This window comes from Thauera terpenica 58Eu (genome assembly GCF_000443165.1).
In the GTDB taxonomy this organism is placed as follows: Bacteria; Pseudomonadota; Gammaproteobacteria; order Burkholderiales; family Rhodocyclaceae; genus Thauera; species Thauera terpenica.
The window spans coordinates 33993-53107 of sequence record NZ_ATJV01000049.1; the positions used below are offsets into that span (position 1 = coordinate 33993).

Genomic DNA, 19115 nt, shown 5'->3' on the forward strand with positions numbered 1-19115 from the left:
TGGAAACGCCAAAAGGATAGCATCCATGAGCCAAGTCATGAGCCCCGCGATGAGCCTCGAACACCGACTGCGCCGCCGTTTCCTCGCCTTGCTGGCGAGCGCGCTCCTGTTACCGAACTGGGCCCAGGCGCAGGATGCGGACGCCACCCCGGCACAGGAGCCGACGGCCGACGCCGAAGCCCTGGAGATCGTCATGCGCGCCGACGAGATCCGCTTCCCGCGCGACAGTTTCCAGACCGAGATCGCCGTGCGCAATCTGAGCGCTGGGGAACAGAACGATGAGCGCAAGTTCCGCGTCCTCTCCCGCGGCAACGAGAACACCATCGTGCTGAGCACCGAACCCGCTTCCGAGCGTGGCCAGGCCCTGCTGATGCGTGGACGCGACCTGTGGATCTTCATGCCCAGCGTGTCTCAGCCGGTGCGCCTGTCGCTCGCCCAGCGTCTCACCGGCCAGGTCGCCAACGGCGATCTGGCGCGTGCCAACCTTGCGGGTGATTACATTCCGACCATCATCGGCCGCGAGGAACTCGACGGGCAGGCAGCCGTCGTCCTGAGTCTGAGCGCGGTAGACCGGGGAGTGACGTATTCCAAGGTCAAGTACTGGGTCGCCGAAAAGGACAGCCGTCCGCTCAAGGCCGAGTTCTACGCGCTCTCGGGGCGCCTGCTCAAGACTGCGCGCTACGAGGAATTCAAGGACATGGCAGGACGTCTGCGCCCCACCCGCCTGGTGCTGGAAGATGCGCTCAGGGCAGGTGAGGTGTCGGTTTTGACCTACGAGACCATGAGGCTCCGCGACCTGCCCGAGCGCATGTTCACGCGCGAGTACCTGCGCCGGCTTGAACAGTAAGCAACGCGGATGCACCCCCGGGCTCATGACATATAGAATTTCGTGATGAACCCGAAAATCATCCATCACGGCGCGAAGCACGGCGTCACCGGCTCGTGCCATCAGCTTTTCATCGACGGCGAGCGCAGCGTCCTGATCGACTGCGGCCTGTTCCAGGGCGCAGAAACCGCGCCCGACGGCAGCGCTGGCGCGGACCGACTCGACATCCCCTTTGCGGTAAAGGATGTCGGCGCCCTGGTGCTGACCCACGTCCACATCGACCACTGCGGCCGCCTTCCATGGCTGCTGGCGGCGGGGTTCAAGGGGCCGATCTTTTGCAGCGAACCCTCGGCACGCCTACTGCCCACCGTGCTCGCCGATGCCTTCCAGATCAGCGTCACGCGCGACCGCATGCTCGTCGAACGCTATCTGCAGATGGTGGAGGCGCGCCTGCGCCCGCTGCCTTACCGTCACTGGCACACGCTGTACCGCAGCGCCGACGCCACCTGCCGGGTCCGCCTGCAACGCGCCGGCCACATCCTGGGTTCGGTCTACGTCGAGTTCGAACTCTCGGGCAAGGCCTGGCCCCAGCGTCGACGCGTGCTCTTCTCCGGTGACCTGGGCGCGCCCCATGCCCCCCTGCTGCCCGCGCCGCGCCCGCCCTGGCACGCTGACATCGTGGTGCTGGAGAGCACCTACGGCGACCGCGTGCATCAAGACCGGCGCCACCGCCGCGAACGCCTGCGCGAGGTGATCGAACAGGCACTGGAAGACGGCGGCAGCGTCATCATTCCGGCCTTCAGCATTGGCCGCACGCAGGAACTGCTCTACGAGTTTGAAGACATCCTTCACCGCCAGCGGCGCAAGCCCGGGCGCCATGCCGCACGCTGGGAGGCCTTGAAGATCTATCTTGATTCACCCCTGGCCGGCCGCTTTACCGAGCTCTACCGTGAGCTCCAGCCCTTCTGGGACGATGAGGCCAAGGCCAGGGTTCGCGCCGGACGTGAGCCGCTGAACTACGAGCAACTGGTCGCCATCGACGGCCACGACGCCCATCTGGCCAATGTGCGCCGTCTGGCGCTCAGCGCCGAACCCGCGATCGTGATCGCCGCGAGCGGAATGTGTGCGGGGGGCAGAGTCGTGAATTACCTCAAGGCCATGCTGGGCGATGCCCGCCACAATGTGCTCTTCGTCGGTTACCAGGCACGCGGCACGCCCGGCAACGCCATCCAGACTTTCGGTCCGCGCGGTGGTTACGTCGAGTTCGATGGCGAGCGCATCACCATTCGCGCCGGCATCCACACCCTGTCGGGCTACTCCGCGCACGCCGACCGCGACGATCTCACCCGCTTCATCACGCGCATGCGCCATCTGCCGGGCGAAGTGCGGCTGGTGCATGGAGAAGACGAAGTGCGTGCCGCGTTCGCAACCCACCTTTCACGCGCAACGGCGGGCAAAGTGCGCGTGCTGGTCTGATCACTCCAGGTCCCATTTTTGCAGGCGGTAGCGCAGCTGGCGCAGGGTCATGCCCAACTGGCGCGCGGCCGCACTCCGGTTCCAGCGCGTTTGCTCGAGCGCCTCCAGCACCCGCAAACGCTCGAGCTCGCTGTCCGCCTCGGGGCCGTAGTCATCCACCCCCGCCTCGATTGCTGACACACCTGCAGCATCCGGCACCGACTGCGAAAAGTCGGTCGCTTGCAGGTCGATATCCGCGCCCCCGATCTCATCGCCATCACACAGGGCGCAGGCACGCTCGAGCAGGTTCTCCAGCTCGCGCACATTGCCTGGAAAGGTGTGCGCTTGCAGCACATGCAGCGCCTCGGCGGACAGGCGATGCGGAGCGCTGCCCTCGCGCTCGGCAAGGCGGGCAAGAATATGCTCCACCAGGGCGGGGATGTCTTCACGCCGCTCACGCAGGGGCGGCACGCGCAGGGTGATGACATTGATGCGGAAAAAAAGATCGTGCCGGAACCGGCCCTCGGCAACGAGCCGCGAAAGATCCTGGTGCGAAGCCGACAGGATGCGCACATCCACCGCCTCCTCCGCGTGCGCGCCGACTGGCCGCACCGCGCGCTCCTGAATGGCACGCAACAGCTTCACCTGCATCGACAAAGGCAGCTCGCCGATTTCGTCGAGAAACAGGGTGCCACCGCTGGCCGCCTGGAACAGCCCTTCCTTGTCGCTCGCCGCGCCGGTGAAGCTGCCCTTGCGGTGACCGAAGAACTCACTCTCCATCAGTTCGGGAGAGATTGCACCGCAGTTGATCGGCACGAAGGGCGCCTGGGCGCGCGCGCCGAGCGCATGGATGAGGCGTGCAATGACCTCCTTGCCCGTGCCCGACTCGCCATGAATGAAGACCGGCGCCTGATTGCGCGCGAGCTTTTCCGCTTGCGCTCGCAAGTGCCGAAAGGCGGGAGAGTCGCCGATCAGGCCACGATCGCCGGACACGCTCGCAGCGCCCCGCGGCTCCAGCTTGAGGGCGTGATTGACCAGCTCACGCAGCACCTTGAGTTCGATCGGCTTGGTGACGAAATCGAACGCGCCCAGCTTGAGGGCACGAATCGCCGTGTCTATGCTGCCAAAGGCGGTGATCACCGCCACCGGCAGGCCCGGAAGATGCTTCTGAATGTACTCGACCAGGTCGAGTCCATCGCCGTCCGGCAGACGCATGTCAGTCAGGCACAGACGATAGCGCTGGCGCTCGAGGCAGGCACGGGCTTGCGTCACCGAAGCGGCGGTGTCGCAAGCCAGCCCCATGCGCAGCAGGGAGAGCTCGAGCAGTTCGCGGATGTCGTCCTCATCGTCGACAACGAGGACATCAACGGACTCAGGGCGGTTGCGGCGTTCGCGAATGGTCATGGTCTCTGGTGTCCGGCAAGGACGAAGTCGGCACCGCAAGTGCTCGCGGCGAGCTCGAGCGTCGCATCGTTGGCCTCGGCCAGCTCGCGCGCGATGTACAGGCCCAGGCCTGTACCCTTGGCATGGCTGGTGAAAAAGGGCTCGAACAGATGACGGCGTTGGGCGGCGTCAAGACCTGGGCCGTCATCACGTACATGCAGGGCAACGCGCTCTCCCGCGAGCGCCACCGCCTGCAAGTGCACGGCCGCCGCCGTGCCCGAGCAGTAACGCCGCGCATTGGCAAGGAGATTGTCGAGGATCTGGTGGAGGTGCGCACGGTCGATGGCAAAGCTCAGCCCCGGATCGATGTCCACCCGATAAAGCTCGCGCTCCGCCGGATCTCGAAACACGCGCGCATCGATCACCTCGGACACGAACTCGGCCAGCGGCAGCGCCTCGGGCTGGGCCTGCTCACGGCGACCGAGGGCAAGCACATCGCGAATCATGCGTTCGATACGCTGGGCATTGTCGTTGATGATCCGTATCAAACGCGCCTGCATCTCGCTGCGCTTTTCCTCACGCAGGAGCTCGGCGGCCTGGGACACGGCCGACAGCGGATTGCGGATCTCATGCGCCATGCTCGCAGTCAGGCGGCCCAGCGCAGCAAGCTTGATCTGCTGCAACTCACGCTGAATATCTTCGAAGTCGGTAAAGTAGATGAGGCTATCACCCGCCGCCACGCTACCCGGCTCGCCACACACCACACGACAGCGCAGCAGGCGCCCGCCCGGGCCAAGGCGCAGCAGGCGGTATTCGGCAGCGCGCTGGCCCATGAGGGTGTCGAAGGCCGGGTCGATATCCACCAGGCGCACGCCTTCAAGCGCCCCCACCCCACTGCCGTCCATGCCGAGCAGGATCGCGGCCTGCGGATTGGACTGCAGCACCAGGCCATTGTCGCCGGCAACGATCACACCATCTTCCATGTCGCGGATGATGCGTTCATTGAGCGCCTGCTGCTGGGCCAGAGCGTCGCCGCGCTCGGCCGCCAGCGCCGCCTGCGCCTGCGCGCGCGAAGCGAGCAGGCGTGCGACGATGGCAATGCCGAAAAAGCCCGTGCAGAAAATCCCCACCTGGAGGAAATCGACCGGCCGCCCGCCCACCACCAGGCGCCAGGCGTTTTCGATCAACACCGCGATGGTCGCCAGCGCAGCGAAGAACAGAACCAGGCGCCCTTCCGCAACCAGACCGGCACCCGCCAGCACCACCATGATCAGGACCGGGATGCCGCTGCTGTAGCCGCCACTTGCCCACATGATGAGGGACAGCGCCACGACGTCGATGACGATCTGCAGCGCAGTCACCCGCGGCGTGCCGAAACGTGCGGCCACCTCCCGAAAGCCCAGCCCGAAGGCGGCGCCCAGGTAGCCCAGGGCAACAATGCGAAACACCAGGGGGGCCTCGTCACCGAGTCCGAGATCGCGCCCGGCAACAACGAACAGGCCCGCCAGCACCAGCCGAAAAAGATTGAAAAAGCGCAGCGAGGTATGACGCGAGCGCTCCGTTGCCGCGGGCACAGCAGCGCTCACCTCAGTCGTCTCGCGGCCCGGCAAGACGATGAGCCGGACAGCAGTAGAAGCGCGTGCCTTCACGTAAGCCATCGGATTCGGGCACGTTGATGCCACAGTGCGCGCACTCAAGGATGCGTTCGGGCGCCTCTGCCGCCTTGCCAGCGCGCGCAGCTGTTGCCGCCCTTTCCTTCGCCCGCGTCAGCGCACGCTGAACCCACCAGACACCGGCCACAACGAGGATGAGGAGGAGCAGATTACGCACAATGGGTGGGGCAAGATGGAGCTCGCCCAGCGGGTTGAAGACTTATCGATTCTAGCACGCAGCTCCTGCACAGCTCTCTGCCCTGGCCGTGCCCCGGACAGGCTGGAACCGGCAGCGAGCAGGGGAAGGTCGCGCGAGCGGACTGTCGGGTGTCGGCCATCAGGGCACGCAGTTTTGCGACAATGCAGCATCGACTCGCCGCAGCATGCTGCGCCCACCCTGAACGACCACGCTAACCACGGAAGCCGAGTGCATGTTTGAACAACCCATTCCCACCCTGCGTCGCGATGGCGACACCCTCGTCATCCTGGACCAGACCGCGCTGCCCTTCCGCACTGAAACCATCAGCTTGCGCTCACTGAACGATGCCGCACACGCCATCCGCAGCATGCAGGTGCGCGGCGCGCCACTGATCGGCGCCACCGCCGCCCATGGCGTTGCGCTGGCGCTGGTGCAAGACGGCGCAGGTGACCAGAGCTTGAGGCACGCACTCCAGGTGCTGGGCGCCACCCGCCCCACCGCGGTGAACCTGCACTGGGCGCTCGCGCGCATGGCGCGCGTACTGCATCCGCTCACCCCCGCCGCGCGCGTGCACGCCGCATGGGCCGAAGCCGAGGCGATCCGCGCCGACGACGCCGCCAGCTGCGATGCAATCGGCCGTCATGGCCTGGCCCTGATCGCGGCCATTGCCGCACGCCGTCCGGGGCCGGTACGCGTGATGACGCACTGCAACGCGGGCTGGCTCGCCACCTGTGGCGCCGGCACCGCGCTCGCGCCCATCTACGCCGCACAGGCTGCGGGCATCGAGGTCGAGGTCTTCGTCAGTGAAACCCGCCCGCGCAACCAGGGCCTGCTCTCCGCCTGGGAGTTGCGCGCGGCCGGCGTGGCGCACACGCTGATCGCCGACAATGCCGCCGGGCTACTGCTGATGCGCGCGGAAGTCGACCTGGTGATCACCGGCGCTGACCGCGTCGCCGCCAATGGCGACACCGCGAACAAGGTTGGCACCTACCTGAAGGCACTCGCCGCGCGCGCAGCAGAGCTGCCCTTCTACATCGCGGCGCCGCATTCGACGCTGGAATTCAGCTGCGCAAACGGCGCGTCGATCCCGATCGAGAACCGCGACGCCGAGGAAGTACGCCTCATCAGGGGCATGAACGCGGACGGCGGCGACGGCGACCTGCGTCTCGTCCCGACCGAAACACAGGTGCTCAACCCGGCCTTCGACATCACGCCGGCAAACCTCATCACCGGCATCATCACCGAGCGCGGCACCGCCCCCGCTGCCGGGCTGGCCGGGCTGTATCCGGAGGCCGTGTGACGCATTCGCCTAGCCCTGAGCACGACGTCGCACACGAAATGGAACTGCGCATCGCCCTGCTCGAAACGATGCGCGCCATGGGCGCCGCCGGCCTCAACGTCGGCACCGCCGGCAATGCCAGTGTGAGACTGGACGCAGCGCAAACACCGACCACCATCGATCACGCGCACGCCCCGGTGCACATGTTGATCACCCCCAGCGGCCTGGCGGTCGAGCGCTGTGGCACGCAGGACATGGCCCGCATCGACGCCGACGGGCGCGCCCACGGCCCGTTCGCGCCCTCGTCCGAATGGCAGCTGCACCGCGACATCTACGCCGCCTTCCCGGCGGCGGGCGCGGTACTGCATGCGCACTCGCCCTTCGCCACCGCGCTCGCCTGCCAGCGCATCGACATCCCGCCCTTCCACTACATGATCGCGCGCTTTGGCGGCAGCTCGATCCGCTGCGCGCGCTACGCCACCTTCGGCACTCAGGCCTTGTCGGACGCCACCGTCGCCGCGCTCCATGAGCGCAACGCCTGCCTGCTCGCCAACCACGGCATGGTGGTGTTCGGGCGCGACCTGAGCCAGGCGCTGGCGCTGGCGATCGAGTTCGAGACCCTGTGCGCGCAATACTGGCGCAGCTTGCAGATCGGCGAGCCGGTGTTGCTGTCGGAGGCGGAAATGGCGGAAGTCCTCGAGCGCTTCCGCTGGTACGGCAAGCCGCGTGCCTAGCGCTCGAGGACGCGCAGCAGGCTGGACGTATCCTCACGTCCCCAGCCCGCACCCATGAGCGCATTGAGCTGCTGCCAGACCTGGGCGGCAAGCGGCAGCGGCACGCCGAGCGCACTCGCCTCGTCCATCACGATGGCAAAGTCCTTGTGATGCAGACGCGCCTCGATCCCGGCGCTGAAGTCACGCTCGGCCATCTTCGCCCCCATCAGTTCAAGCACGCGCGAGCCCGCGGAGCCGGCCATCAGCGCGCGCCGTAAGGCCCCCAGATCCAGGCCGTGCGCATTGGCCAGGCGCAGCGCTTCGGCGCAGGCCTGGGTGGCAGAAACCATGATCATCTGGTTGCACGCCTTGGCCACCTGTCCGGCACCGGGCGGGCCGACATGCACGATGCGCTGGCCCATGGCCTGCAACAGCGGGCGCACCCGCTCCAGGGTGTCAGCCTCGGCGCCGGCCATGATGGCCAGGCTGGCGTCGCGCGCACCCTGAGCGCCGCCGGACACCGGCGCATCGACAAAACCCATGCCTTGCGCGCCATAGCGCTGCGCCAGGGAACGCGCCATCGCGGGCGCAATCGTGCTCATGTCGACATGGATCGCCCCAGGCGCGAAACCTGCCGCCAGTCCGTCTGCGCCGAAGGCCAGCGCATCCACGTCGGCACTCGCAGTGACGACGCTGATCACCACCTCGCTGCGCGCGGCGAGCTCGGCCGGCGTGGCGCACAGGGGCACGCCCTCGGCGACCAGTTCCGCCGCTGCTTGCGGGCGCCGCGCCCACAACGCCAGATCGTGACCCGCGGCCCGCAGATGGCGTGCCATCGGCACCCCCATCACCCCCAGGCCGATGAAGCCGACCTTCATGCTTGCGATTTTCATACTCCTCTCCTCACTCACCCGCGCCGCCGCTCATGCGCTCGAACAGCTTCAACATGGCCACCGAATCGTCTTCGCCCAGGCCGCTGCCGAGCATCGCGTTGAACATCTGCGCGGTGGCGGCGGCCGTGGGCAGCGCCAGCCCCAGGCGATGCGCCTCGTCCATGACGATGCGCATGTCCTTGTGGTGCATCCACGCCTTGAAGCCAGGCCTGAAGTTGCGTTTGAGCATGCGCTCGCCGTGGTTCTCGAGGATGCGTGAATAGGCCAGGCCGCCGAGCAAGGCCTCGCGCACCTTGCCGGCGTCGACCCCGCTCTTGCGCGCAAAGTTGAACGCCTCGGCGACTGCCGTCACGCCCACGCCGGTCAGAATCTGGTTGCAGGCCTTGGCGGCCTGGCCCGCGCCGCTGCCACCCAGGCGGGTGATCGATGCGCCCATGGCCTCCAGCAAAGGCCGCACCTGCTCGAACGCCAACTCGTCGCCACCGACCATGATGGTGAGCGCAGCGGAGATGGCACCGCCTTCGCCACCCGACACCGGCGCATCGAGGACAATGACGCCGCGCTCGGCCAGACGCGCGGCGATGCTCTGCGCGGCGGCGGGGGCAATCGTGCTCATGTCGATGTGAATATGCCCCGCGCCTGCGCCCTCCGCCACCCCGCCCGGCCCCAGCAGCACCTGCTCGACGTCAGGCGTGTCGGCCACCATGCTGATCGTGATCGCGGCACAATGCGCCACCTCGGCGGCACTGGCGCAATCTCCCGCCCCGGCCGCGAGCAGGGGCTGCATCGATTCGCGCCGCCGACTCCACACGTGAACGCGATGTCCGGCCTTGATCAGATTGAGCGCCATGGGGCGACCCATGAGGCCAAGGCCGATGAATCCGACTTCCATCGTGTGACTCCTCCGTTTTCAGGGTTTCAGTGTGGGGTGCGCGTGACGCACTGGTGGGGCATGGCAAACATGACCATAATCGGCGCCATGAACTACGGACCCATCATCAAGGAAATCGGACGAGGCGCCAAGGGCTCCCGTGCGCTCGACACCGCCACCGCAGCAGCACTGTTCGGCGACATTCTGGACGGCGCGGTGCCGGACATCGAACTCGGCGCCATTCTTGTCGCCTATCGCATCAAGAGCGAAGCCCTCGATGAGCTGATCGGCTTCAAGCAGGCGATGGACGCGCGCAGCGCACAGGTGACGGTGCCCGATGGCCCGCACTGTGTGGTGTTGCCGACCTATAACGGCGCGCGCCGCCAGGCCAACCTGATGCCGCTGGTGGCGATGCTGCTGGCGCGTGAGGGCGTGCCGGTGCTGATCCAGGGTCGGCACGATTTCGACACGCGGGTGAGTCCGTTCGAGCTGCTCGGCGCACTCGGTCTGCAGCCGGCGGCGGACGCTGCACAGGCCTCGCAGCAACTGGCGGCAAACCGTCTCGCCTGCATCGGCGTCGATGAACTGCTGCCCGGGCTCGATGCGCTGCTGGCGCTGCGCACTCGCATGGGCGTGCGCGCCAGTGGCCACATCGTCGCCAAGCTGCTCGACCCCTGTCGCGGGCGCAGCGTGCGCGTGGTGGCGGTCACGCATCCTGAGTACCTCGAGCGCATGGACGCCTTCCTGCGCGCAGACTCTGGACGCGCGATGCTGCTGCGCGCCACCGAAGGCGAGATCTACGCCAACCCGCGGCGCTGCCCGGAGCTGAAAGCGTACGTGGACGGTGTCGGCTCGATCGCCGTGGCCGGAGAAGAGGGCGGCGCGCCGCCACTGCAGAGCCTGCCCGACGCGCCCGCGGTGGCCGACAATGCAGCCCTGATCCGGGCGATGCTGGCCGGCGAGGTGCCGATCCCGGCGCCGATCAGCGCCCAGGTGGCCGCGCTCAAGGCGCTTGCGGACTGAGTACACCTCAGGCCGCAGGCGTCCACACACGCAGGGGCCATGACCTACAATGCGCCCTCTGCCCGAACCGTGAATCACGATGCCCTTGCTCCACACCCTGCTCCACCTGCCCGCGCGCATCGCATACCTCGCGCTCTCCATCACTGCGCTCGGCCTGCTCGGCTTCGGCCTCTACCTGCAGCACGGCGTAGGGCTGGAGCCCTGTCCGATGTGCATCATGCAGCGCTACGCCTTTCTCGTGGTCGCCCTGCTCGCCCTCCTTGGCGGCGTGCACGGGCCGAAGCGTCGCGGCAGCCGCATCTATGCAGCCCTGATCGGGGTCGCCGCGCTCACGGGCGCCAGCATCGCCGCGCGCCAGAGCTGGATGCAGCTTTACCCGCCCGCGATACCCGAATGCGGACCGGGGCTCGAATTCATGCTGGGGAGCTTTCCTCTGGCAGAGGCGCTGCCGATGATCTTTCGCGGCGCCGGCGACTGTGTCGCGGTGGACTGGACTTTCCTCGGCCTGTCGATTGCAAACTGGTCGCTGCTGACCTTCACCGCGACCATCGCGTTCGCGCTGTGGATGCTGCTGCGACCGGAGAACATGCGCTAAGGGCCACCAGCGCTAATCGACCACCTGCACGATGTGGCCGCCAATCTCGTATTGCCCATTGCCAAGCGCGTTGCAGCGCCTGACCTCGAGGCGGGCGATCAGCGGCGGTCGATCCAGCGTGGCCTCGCCCTGAGGCCCCAGCACGGCAACCGTGAGCACTTCATTCTGGCCGGGCACATAGGCCGCATTGAGCGTCATGCCGCCCACGCCCAGCTCGACACAGGTCGCATCAACACGGCTGCCATCGCGCAAGGCGATGAAGGCCGCGCACCCGAGTGGAATACGGCGATCCAGGCGGCGATTCTGATGAGGCGGCAAATCCTTCATGGTGTGGGCTCGACAACGAGCATGGAAGCCGATAAGGGGCCAATTCTATGCCCACCGCCGAGTCTGCTCAGCGTGCCCGGACCTCGAGCGTGCCGTACATCACGCCGCTTCGGGTAGAGGACACGCGCCTCAACGCGAACAGCTCGCCTTCTCGTCCTTGACCCCAAGCTTGTGCAGGATGTTGACCAGCGGACACAAGCCGGTGAAGGCGCTCTGAAACAGATTGGCGCCAACGAAGGCCGTCATCCACAGAAAGTACTTGCTGATGAAGATCGGTGAGGCCTCGACGCCGAGCGCGAGCGAGATGAGGACGAAGGCGCCGGCAAAGGCGCGGACATATTCATTGGTGGTCATGCGGGCTTACTCCTCGGAGGTTTGCAACTGGGCGATGCGAGCACGCATGGCCACGAAGTAGAGCACCGGGATCACCACCAGGGTGAGCACGGTGGAGACGAAGATGCCAAAGATGAGGCTGATGGCCAGACCATTGAAGATCGGATCGTCGAGGATGAAGGCCGCACCGATCATCGCCGCCAGCGCAGTGAGCCCGATCGGCTTGGCGCGTACGGCCGCCGCCCGGATCAGCGCCTCAGCGAAGGGCAGGCCTTCGCGCACCTGCTGGTTGACGAAATCCACCAGCAGGATGGAGTTGCGCACGATGATGCCGGCGAGCGCGATCATGCCTATCATCGAGGTGGCGGTGAACTGGGCGCCAAACAAGGCATGGCCGGGCATGACACCGACGATGGTGAGCGGAATCGGCGCCATGATGATGAGTGGCACCAGATAGCTGCGAAACTGCGCGACCACGAGCAGATAGATCAGCACCAGGCCGACCGCATAGGCCGCCCCCATGTCACGGAAGGTTTCATAGGTGATCTGCCACTCTCCATCCCACTTCAGCTGATAGCCGGCGTAGGGATCGTCGGGCTGGTTGATGAACCATTCGCCCAGCGTGCCGCGCAGCCCCGGTGCACCGTCGAGCACCATGTCCTGCGTCTTCGAACGGATCTCGAACATGCCATACAGTGGCGAATCGAGCTCGCCGCCCATGTCACCGGTCACGTAGACCACCGGCAGCAGATCCTTGCGGTACAGGATCTGCTCGCGCTTGACTTCCGCGACCTGGACCAGCTCGGAGACGGCAATCAGCCTGCCGTCGCGCGCGCGCACGCTCATCGTCAGCAGGTTGTCGAGCTCGGACTGGCGCGCTGCCGGCAACTGGATGCGCACCGGGACCTCGTACTTGTTGTCACCGCCATGCACGGGCGTGACATTCTCGCCGGCCAGGCCGAGGCGCACGACCTCGACGATGTCGGCCTGCGCCACCCCCATGCGCGCCGCCTTTGACTGATCGACGCGCAAGAGGAGCTTGGGCGCATCCTCATCGACCGTGTCGTCCACGCCGACGATATCCGCGCTGGACTCGAACGCCGCACGCACCCGCTTTGCCACCGCGGTCTGGCCGGCGTAGTCGGGACCATAGATCTCGGCCACGATGGGAGACAGCACCGGTGGGCCGGGTGGCACTTCCACGACCTTGGCGTTGCCGCCATTGCGGCGTGCAATCTCGGCCACCACATCGCGCACCGAGGTGGCGATCTCGTGGCTGCGGCGGTCGCGCGCGCCCTTGTCGACCAGATTCACCTGAATGTCGCCCTGCTCGGGTGCGCTGCGCAGATAGTACTGGCGCACCAGCCCATTGAAGTTGATCGGTGCTGCGGTGCCGGCGTAGGACTGCCAGTCGGTGACCTCGGGCACGGTTGCGAGCACGGCGCCAATTTCGTTGAGCACGCGCGCGGTGTCTTCCACCGGGGTGCCGACCGGCATGTCGAGCACGACCTGGAACTCGCTCTTGTTGTCGAAGGGCAGCATCTTCATGACCACGAGCTGCACCATCGGCAAGGCCAGCGAGGCCACGATCAGCGCCAACACTCCCAACCACAACAGCAGGCGGTTACGCGCTCCACGCTGCGCATCGAACATCGGCGTCATGATGTGGCGAAAGAGCGTATCGAGCCGCCGCGTCATCTTGTCTGCGCTCGCCGCTGGGGCGCCGCCGGAGGGGGCGGCTTCGTGCGCGCCCGTGCTGCTCAGCATCTTCTGCGCCAGCCAGGGCGTGACCACGAAGGCCACCACCAGCGAGATGAACATGCCCATCGAGGCATTGATCGGGATCGGGCTCATGTATGGCCCCATCAGGCCGGTCACGAAGGCCATCGGCAGCAAGGCCGCGATGACGGTGAAGGTGGCGAGAATGGTCGGGCTGCCGACCTCGTCCACCGCCTTCGGGATCAGCTTCCACAAGGGCGTACCAGGCTTCAGGGTGTGCCAGCGGTGGATGTTCTCGACCACTACGATGGCGTCATCGACCAGGATGCCGATCGAGAAGATGAGGGCGAACAGCGACACCCGGTTGAGGGTGAAGCCCCAGGCCCAGGATGCGAACAGGGTCGCGGCGAGGGTCAGGGCAACCGCGATGCCGACGATGATCGCCTCACGCAGTCCGAGCGCGAAGAACACCAGCGCCACCACCGCCGCGGTGGCGAAGGCGAGCTTGCCGATGAGCTGATTGGCCTTGTCGTTGGCGGTCTTGCCGTAGTCACGGGTGACGGTGACTTCCACCCCTTCGGGAATGATGCTGCCGTGCAGGGTGTCGAGGCGCTGCATCGCCGCTCGCGCGACGTCAGCGGCGTTCGCCCCGGGTTTTTTCGACAGCGCAAGGGTGACGGCAGGGAACAGACCGTGCTCTTCCATGCCATCCTGATCGGCCGCCACCCCGGTGCCGAACCAGACATATTGCGTGGGCTGGTCCGGTCCGTCACTGACCTCAGCCACATCGCGCAGGAACACCGGGCGCGCGTCCTGCACCCCGACCACCAGGCTGCGCACGTCCTCGGCCGACTCGAGATAGGTGCCGGTCTGCACCAGCACCTCACGATTGCCGCTCACCAGGCTGCCCGCGGGCTGCGAGGCGTTCGCCAGTTGCAGCGCGGCGCGCAGGTCCTGGGCGGTGATGCCGTGCGCATTCATGCGCTCGGTGTCCATATTGACGCGGATGACGTGACCGGGGCCACCGATGGTGGTGACATCTCGCGTGCCCGGAATGCGCTTGAGTTCGGTTTCGGTCGCACGCGCGACCTGCTGCAGGGAGAAGCCCGCGCGCTCCGGATCGGCAGTCCAGAAGGTGAAGCTGACGATGGGGACATCATCGATCCCCTTGGGCTTGATCAGCGGCGTACCCACGCCCAGCTCTGGCGACAGCCAGTCGGCATGCGAGTGCACGGTGTCGTACAGGCGCACCAGCGCGGTCTGATTGGGAACACCGACCTCGAATTGAACGGTGATGACGGCCATCCCCGGGCGCGACACGGTATAGACATGTTCGACGCCGGCGATGCGCGACAACACCTGTTCCGCCGGCCTCGCCACCAGGGCCTCGACATCGCGCGCCGAAGCACCCGGAAAGGCCACCAGCACGTTGGCCATGGTGACATCAATCTGCGGCTCTTCTTCCTTGGGGGTGATCAGGGTGGCAAAAATGCCGGCGAGCAAAAGCACGATCGCCAGCAAGGGCGTGATCGCGTTACGTTGAAAGCCGGCGGCGATGCGGCCGGAAATGCCCAGGCGAGGTTCCATGGTCGTCCCGGCTCAGCGCGCGGCCGAGGCGGCGCGGGTCTGGATGCCAGCCTGCACCGGGTCGAGCGCGAGGGTCTCATCGCCCTTGAGACCGGAGAGCACCTCCACCGCGGTGCCATCCTGAACCGTTCTGCCCAGACGCACCTGGCGCAGGCTGAACCTGCCCTCACCCTCAGCCACATAGACGGCGCTCAGTTCGCCACGACGCAGCACGCTGACAACGGGAATCAGCACCGGCGCTGCGCTCGCCACGGAGGCTGGCGCGGAATGAAAATGTACGCGGGCGAAGCTGCCCGGCTGCACGCCTTCAGTGCCGGGCGGCAGATCGATCCGCAGTCGGCGCGTGTGGGTACGGGCATCAGCTGCGGGCAGCACGGTGACCGCAGCGGCTTCAAGCATGCGGCGACTGCCATTGAGCTCGACAGTGGCACGCAGCACGCCCTCGCCCAGTTGCGCCAGACGCTGCGGTGAGAGATCGGCCACGGCACGCATGCGTGCAGGATCGTAGACGGTGAGCAGCGTGCGCCCCGGCTGGGCCATCTCGCCGGCCTCGATGTGACGCGCGGCGACCACCCCATCGAGCGGCGACACCACCGTGGCGTAACCTTCGACGGTCGTCGCCTGCGTGCGCTGCGCACGTGCGGCACGTAATTGTGCGTCCGCTGCCTGAAACTGGCTGCGCGCCGAATCGAGAGCGGACTGACTGAGAAACTGGCGCGCCACCAGACTGCGCGCACGCTCGTACTCGGCCCTGGCTGTGAGCAGGCTGGCCTCGGCTTGCGCAACAGCGGCGTCCGCAGCAGCCACCACAGCCGCAGCTTCGGCAGGATCGATACGCAACAGCACCTGCCCCTTGCGTACGCGGTCGCCGACATCAACACTCAGATCGATGATGCGCCCGGGCATCTGCGCGGCCAGCGTGGCCTGGTTGAGGGCCTCGATACTCGCTTCGGCGCTGATCTGCGTGGCGAAGGCCTGGCTCTGGATGCGGACCGTCGCCAACTCGGCCTGCGCCGAGGCGGAGCCGAAAGGGATGGCAAGCAGCAGCGCCGCCGACAGTGCGGACACGGACATGCCGCGCAGGACGCGCACAAACGCCGGGATTGTGTCGATATTCATGTCAATAAGTATATGCTAATATGAAAGAATATCAAGCTCGCACGATCGGCTCACCCAAGCTGGCTCACCCAAGGACGACGCGTTCGAGACTGTCCTGTGCTCGGCTCAGCTCTGCGGCTTGCCGGCCTCGGCGCGCTTCAGACCGCGCAGCCGCTCGCGTAATCCGCCATCGCCGCGATCACCGACGCCGACTCGCCGACCGCGGCCGCGAGCGTGATCTCGCACTCCGGGTGTGCGGCGCGCACTTGCTCAAGCAGGATCGGCAAGTCGCGCTTGAGGTGCCCACCCTGCCCAAGAAAGATGGGCACGATGGCAATACGCTGCACACCGCTCGCAGCAATGCGCACGATGGCGTCGGGCAGCGTCGGCTGCATGAACTCGAGAAAGGCGAGTTCCACCGCGGGGGCATCCGGCTGCACCAGCATGTGCTCACGAATGCGCCGCATCGGCGCGGCCCATTCAGGGTCGCGCGCACCGTGGCCGAAGAGGATGACTACGGAAGATTCCGGGGACGAGCTTGTGCTCATGCTTGTACTCCAATCAAAGGACCCTGCGAGGATCGCCGCGGCCTGGATGGCCCCGGCGCGATGAGGTGCAATCAGTCAGTCAGGCGGCCACGCCCTGCGTGCAGCAGATGTGCGATGGCGCGTGAAGCGCAAAACAGACCCACGCTGGCGGTGACTGCCATGCTCGAGCCGTAGCCGGCACAGGCGAGGCCTTGCAGGCCGGTGTTGGTAGCGGCCAGCTCCTCGCTGGGCTCGCGCCCATCAGCGCCCTCAGCCGTGGCGCAACTCAGCGCCGCGGGATAGCGCAGCGGCTCAATGGAAAACACCGCCTCGATGCCGAATTTCTTCCTGGCGTCGCGCGTGAAGCCGTGCTCCTTGCGCAAGCGCGCGCGCACCTTGGACAGCAAGGGGTCCTGCAGGGTGCGTGCAAGGTCGTCAATGCGGATCTGCGCAGGATCGAGCTTGCCGCCTGCCCCGCCGGCCATCACCAGCGCGAGGTGATGCGCGCGGCAGGTGGCGGCGATCGCCACCTTGGCGCGTACGTTGTCAATCGCATCGATGACGACGTCGAAGCCCTTGAGCAGCGCCGTGGCGTTTTCCGGGGTGAGGAAATCGTCGATGGTGTCAATGCGGCAGTGCGGACTGAAGGCCAGCACACGCTCGGCCATGGCTGTCACCTTGGCCTGACCAAGGGTGGCATCGAGGGCATGCGCCTGGCGGTTGATGTTGGACTCGGAAACGTGATCGAGGTCGATCAAGGTCAGCCTTCCGACCCCGCTGCGCGCGAGCGCCTCCACGCACCACGAGCCGACACCGCCGATGCCGATCACGCAAGCGTGGGACACCGCCAGGGCAGCGGCCGCGTCCGCGCCATACAGACGATCGATGCCACCAAAACGACGCCCGGAATCAAGCCCGACCTCAACTTCAGCCGGCGCAGCTTGCGCGCTTGCACGCATCGGACTCACCACGGCCCGGACCGCATCATGCGGGCTGCATCTCGACGGCGCGCTGACTGTCAAGCCAGACACCGAGGCCTTGCGCGTTGAGGTCGATGTCCATGCGCAGCAGCTCAAGCGTCTGCTCTTCGTCCAGGGCCCAGTTCTGCCGAGCGGCCTCCTCGCGCAAGACCTGCTCCAACCCGGCGACGATCTCCACGTGACGCGTCACCCCGTCGCCGCGTGCCGCCCTCGCCACCGCAACCATGGTGTCGATGAGGCGGTGCAGGTCGCTGCCCAGGCGCGGCACGTCGGTAACGCGGCTGTAATGGGTGAGATACATGGCCTGCGGCTGCATCGCGAGCATGCGATCGATCGAGTCATGCATCGCTTCCGGATCGAACTGCGTCGGCGTGCTGGTCGGCAGGGCAAAGGCGCGACCGTCGACGTCGAATTCACGATACGACAGACCGAAGGCATCGCCAGTAAAGAAGGCTCGCGCCCTGTCGTCCCACAGGCAGATGTGATGACGGGCATGGCCGGGAGTGTCGAACACGCGCAGGCGGCGCTCACCGAGAAGCACGTCGAGCCCATCGGTGGCGGGCACGATGCGCTCGGGTGGGACGGGCACGAGCAGTCCGTAGAGTTCGTAGGCGCGCTCGGGGCCATACACGGCGACCGTCCCCTCCCACAGCCTGGTCGGGTCGATCATGTGCCTCAATCCACGCGGATGCACCAGCAGTCTGGCCGCGGGCAAGGCGCACATGAGGCTGCCTGCGCCACCGGCGTGATCGAGATGAACGTGGGTCAGTATGACCCAGTCCACATTTTCAGGCGCGATACCCAGCGCAGCGAGCGCAGTCAGCACGCGGGGCACGGAATCGTTGGTCCCGGTATCCACGATCGCAGCACGATCACCCTCGACGACGATATGGATCGCTGCCAGCAAGGGGCGGCCGTAACCGGACTCAAGCGCGTGGATGCCGTCAGGGTAGCTGATAAGTTCGTTCATGAAAGTCCCCTCCTCTTGCTGCGATTTCGGGTTCGAATGCCCATCTTCAACCCGGGGCCTGAGATCCATCCGGACGCTCACGACCCCGGGGCACCGCTCAGCTTTTGCAAACCCCGCCTACCCCCATCACCAGGTAACCGTCAGAACGGGATGTCGTCATCGAAGTCGCCGAAACCCGATGAGGATTGCTCAGGCTGGGACTGGGGGCGCGGCGCGCTCGGTGCCGGCCGTGCTGCGGCTGCAGCAGGCGCCTGATAGCCGCTATCGGCGGCACGCATCGGCGCATCACCGCCGCCTTCGCGGCGACCGAGCATCTTCATTTCATCGCCCCGGATCTCGGTGGTGTAGCGGTCCTGCCCCTCCTTGTCCTGCCACTTGCGCGTCTGCAGCCGGCCTTCGACATAGACCTGGCTACCCTTGCGCAGATACTGTGCGGCCACTTCGGCAACACGCCCGAAGAACACCACGCGATGCCACTCCGTTGCCTCGCGGCGCTCACCGCTGGTCTTGTCCTTCCAGGTCTCGGTGGTGGCCAGGGTCAGATTGCAGATCGCATCACCACTGGGGGCGTAGCGCGTCTCTGGATCTTTGCCGAGGTTGCCGATGAGGATTACCTTGTTGAGGGATGCCATCCCGTTCTCCTTTGAAATCGAATGAGGTCATCGTTGCGGGCACACGCCGCAGC

At 66.4% G+C, this 19115-nt stretch carries 19 protein-coding genes; 6 read left to right on the forward strand and 13 right to left on the reverse strand.

Annotated features, from left to right (window positions below):
- Positions 1–25: 25 nt before the first annotated feature.
- Together M622_RS28740 and M622_RS28745 are read left to right on the forward strand one after the other, a co-directional pair.
- Positions 26–847: an outer membrane lipoprotein-sorting protein gene (locus M622_RS28740; protein WP_245543055.1), complete on the forward strand. Its 822-nt coding sequence runs from the start codon at positions 26–28 to the stop codon at positions 845–847.
- Positions 848–892: 45 nt separating this feature from the next.
- Positions 893–2302: an MBL fold metallo-hydrolase RNA specificity domain-containing protein gene (locus tag M622_RS28745; protein WP_021249093.1), complete on the forward strand. Its 1410-nt coding sequence runs from the start codon at positions 893–895 to the stop codon at positions 2300–2302.
- Here M622_RS28745 and M622_RS28750 read toward each other — a convergent pair whose 3' ends face one another.
- From M622_RS28750 to M622_RS40700, 3 genes are read right to left on the reverse strand one after another with little or no spacing between them, the layout of a single operon-like run.
- Positions 2303–3685: a sigma-54-dependent transcriptional regulator gene (locus M622_RS28750; RefSeq protein ID WP_021249094.1), complete on the reverse strand. Its 1383-nt coding sequence runs from the start codon at positions 3683–3685 to the stop codon at positions 2303–2305.
- On the reverse strand, positions 3682–5322 hold the full coding sequence (locus M622_RS28755; RefSeq protein WP_021249095.1) for a sensor histidine kinase: 1641 nt from the start codon (positions 5320–5322) through the stop codon (positions 3682–3684). The genes M622_RS28750 and M622_RS28755 overlap by 4 nt, the downstream gene beginning before the upstream one ends.
- Positions 5252–5494, reverse strand: a complete 243-nt coding sequence (locus M622_RS40700; RefSeq protein ID WP_084520718.1) for a PP0621 family protein — start codon at positions 5492–5494, stop codon at positions 5252–5254. The genes M622_RS28755 and M622_RS40700 overlap by 71 nt, the downstream gene beginning before the upstream one ends.
- A 253-nt stretch (positions 5495–5747) precedes the next feature.
- Here M622_RS40700 and mtnA point away from each other — a divergent pair, with 253 nt between their 5' ends.
- Together mtnA and M622_RS28765 are read left to right on the forward strand one after the other, a co-directional pair.
- Positions 5748–6815 carry an S-methyl-5-thioribose-1-phosphate isomerase gene (gene mtnA / locus M622_RS28760; RefSeq protein WP_021249096.1) on the forward strand — a complete coding sequence of 356 codons (1068 nt, stop codon included), beginning with the start codon at positions 5748–5750 and terminating at the stop codon, positions 6813–6815.
- 38 nt (positions 6816–6853) lie between these two features.
- Positions 6854–7528 carry a class II aldolase/adducin family protein gene (locus M622_RS28765; RefSeq protein WP_021249097.1) on the forward strand — a complete coding sequence of 225 codons (675 nt, stop codon included), beginning with the start codon at positions 6854–6856 and terminating at the stop codon, positions 7526–7528.
- On the opposite strand, the gene M622_RS28770 is transcribed toward M622_RS28765, so the two are convergent.
- Together M622_RS28770 and M622_RS28775 are read right to left on the reverse strand one after the other, a co-directional pair.
- On the reverse strand, positions 7525–8400 hold the full coding sequence (locus M622_RS28770; protein ID WP_021249098.1) for an NAD(P)-dependent oxidoreductase: 876 nt from the start codon (positions 8398–8400) through the stop codon (positions 7525–7527). The two genes, M622_RS28765 and M622_RS28770, sit on opposite strands and share 4 nt — an antisense overlap.
- Before the next feature lie 10 nt (positions 8401–8410).
- The gene (locus M622_RS28775) at positions 8411–9292 is read right to left on the reverse strand and encodes an NAD(P)-dependent oxidoreductase (RefSeq protein WP_021249099.1); all 882 of its coding nucleotides are present in this window, start codon (positions 9290–9292) and stop codon (positions 8411–8413) included.
- Between the two features lie 87 nt (positions 9293–9379).
- Here M622_RS28775 and ybiB point away from each other — a divergent pair, with 87 nt between their 5' ends.
- Positions 9380–10294: a DNA-binding protein YbiB gene (gene ybiB, locus M622_RS28780; protein WP_031346742.1), complete on the forward strand. Its 915-nt coding sequence runs from the start codon at positions 9380–9382 to the stop codon at positions 10292–10294.
- A 79-nt stretch (positions 10295–10373) separates the two neighbouring features.
- Positions 10374–10889: a disulfide bond formation protein B gene (locus tag M622_RS28785; protein ID WP_021249101.1), complete on the forward strand. Its 516-nt coding sequence runs from the start codon at positions 10374–10376 to the stop codon at positions 10887–10889.
- 12 nt (positions 10890–10901) lie between these two features.
- Here the strand turns inward: M622_RS28785 and M622_RS28790 are convergent, their stop codons facing one another.
- The 8 genes from M622_RS28790 to ssb form a co-directional block, all read right to left on the reverse strand.
- Positions 10902–11216: a hypothetical protein gene (locus M622_RS28790; protein WP_021249102.1), complete on the reverse strand. Its 315-nt coding sequence runs from the start codon at positions 11214–11216 to the stop codon at positions 10902–10904.
- Positions 11217–11345: 129 nt separating this feature from the next.
- Positions 11346–11570 (reverse strand): YgaP family membrane protein, encoded by a 225-nt coding sequence (locus tag M622_RS28795; protein ID WP_021249103.1) that lies wholly within the window; start codon positions 11568–11570, stop codon positions 11346–11348.
- Positions 11571–11576: 6 nt separating this feature from the next.
- Positions 11577–14855, reverse strand: a complete 3279-nt coding sequence (locus M622_RS28800) for an efflux RND transporter permease subunit (protein ID WP_021249104.1) — start codon at positions 14853–14855, stop codon at positions 11577–11579.
- Positions 14856–14867: 12 nt separating this feature from the next.
- On the reverse strand, positions 14868–15929 hold the full coding sequence (locus M622_RS28805; RefSeq protein WP_088178588.1) for an efflux RND transporter periplasmic adaptor subunit: 1062 nt from the start codon (positions 15927–15929) through the stop codon (positions 14868–14870).
- A 182-nt stretch (positions 15930–16111) separates the two neighbouring features.
- A complete protein-coding gene (locus M622_RS0120175; RefSeq protein WP_031346744.1) occupies positions 16112–16501 on the reverse strand; it encodes a sirohydrochlorin chelatase in 390 nt (129 codons plus the stop codon).
- Positions 16502–16572: 71 nt separating this feature from the next.
- Positions 16573–17439, reverse strand: a complete 867-nt coding sequence (locus M622_RS28810) for a tRNA threonylcarbamoyladenosine dehydratase (protein ID WP_021249107.1) — start codon at positions 17437–17439, stop codon at positions 16573–16575.
- A 25-nt stretch (positions 17440–17464) separates the two neighbouring features.
- The gene (locus M622_RS28815; RefSeq protein WP_021249108.1) at positions 17465–18430 is read right to left on the reverse strand and encodes an MBL fold metallo-hydrolase; all 966 of its coding nucleotides are present in this window, start codon (positions 18428–18430) and stop codon (positions 17465–17467) included.
- A 140-nt stretch (positions 18431–18570) separates the two neighbouring features.
- Positions 18571–19062: a single-stranded DNA-binding protein gene (gene ssb, locus M622_RS28820; protein ID WP_021249109.1), complete on the reverse strand. Its 492-nt coding sequence runs from the start codon at positions 19060–19062 to the stop codon at positions 18571–18573.
- Between the last annotated feature and the right edge of the window lie 53 nt (positions 19063–19115).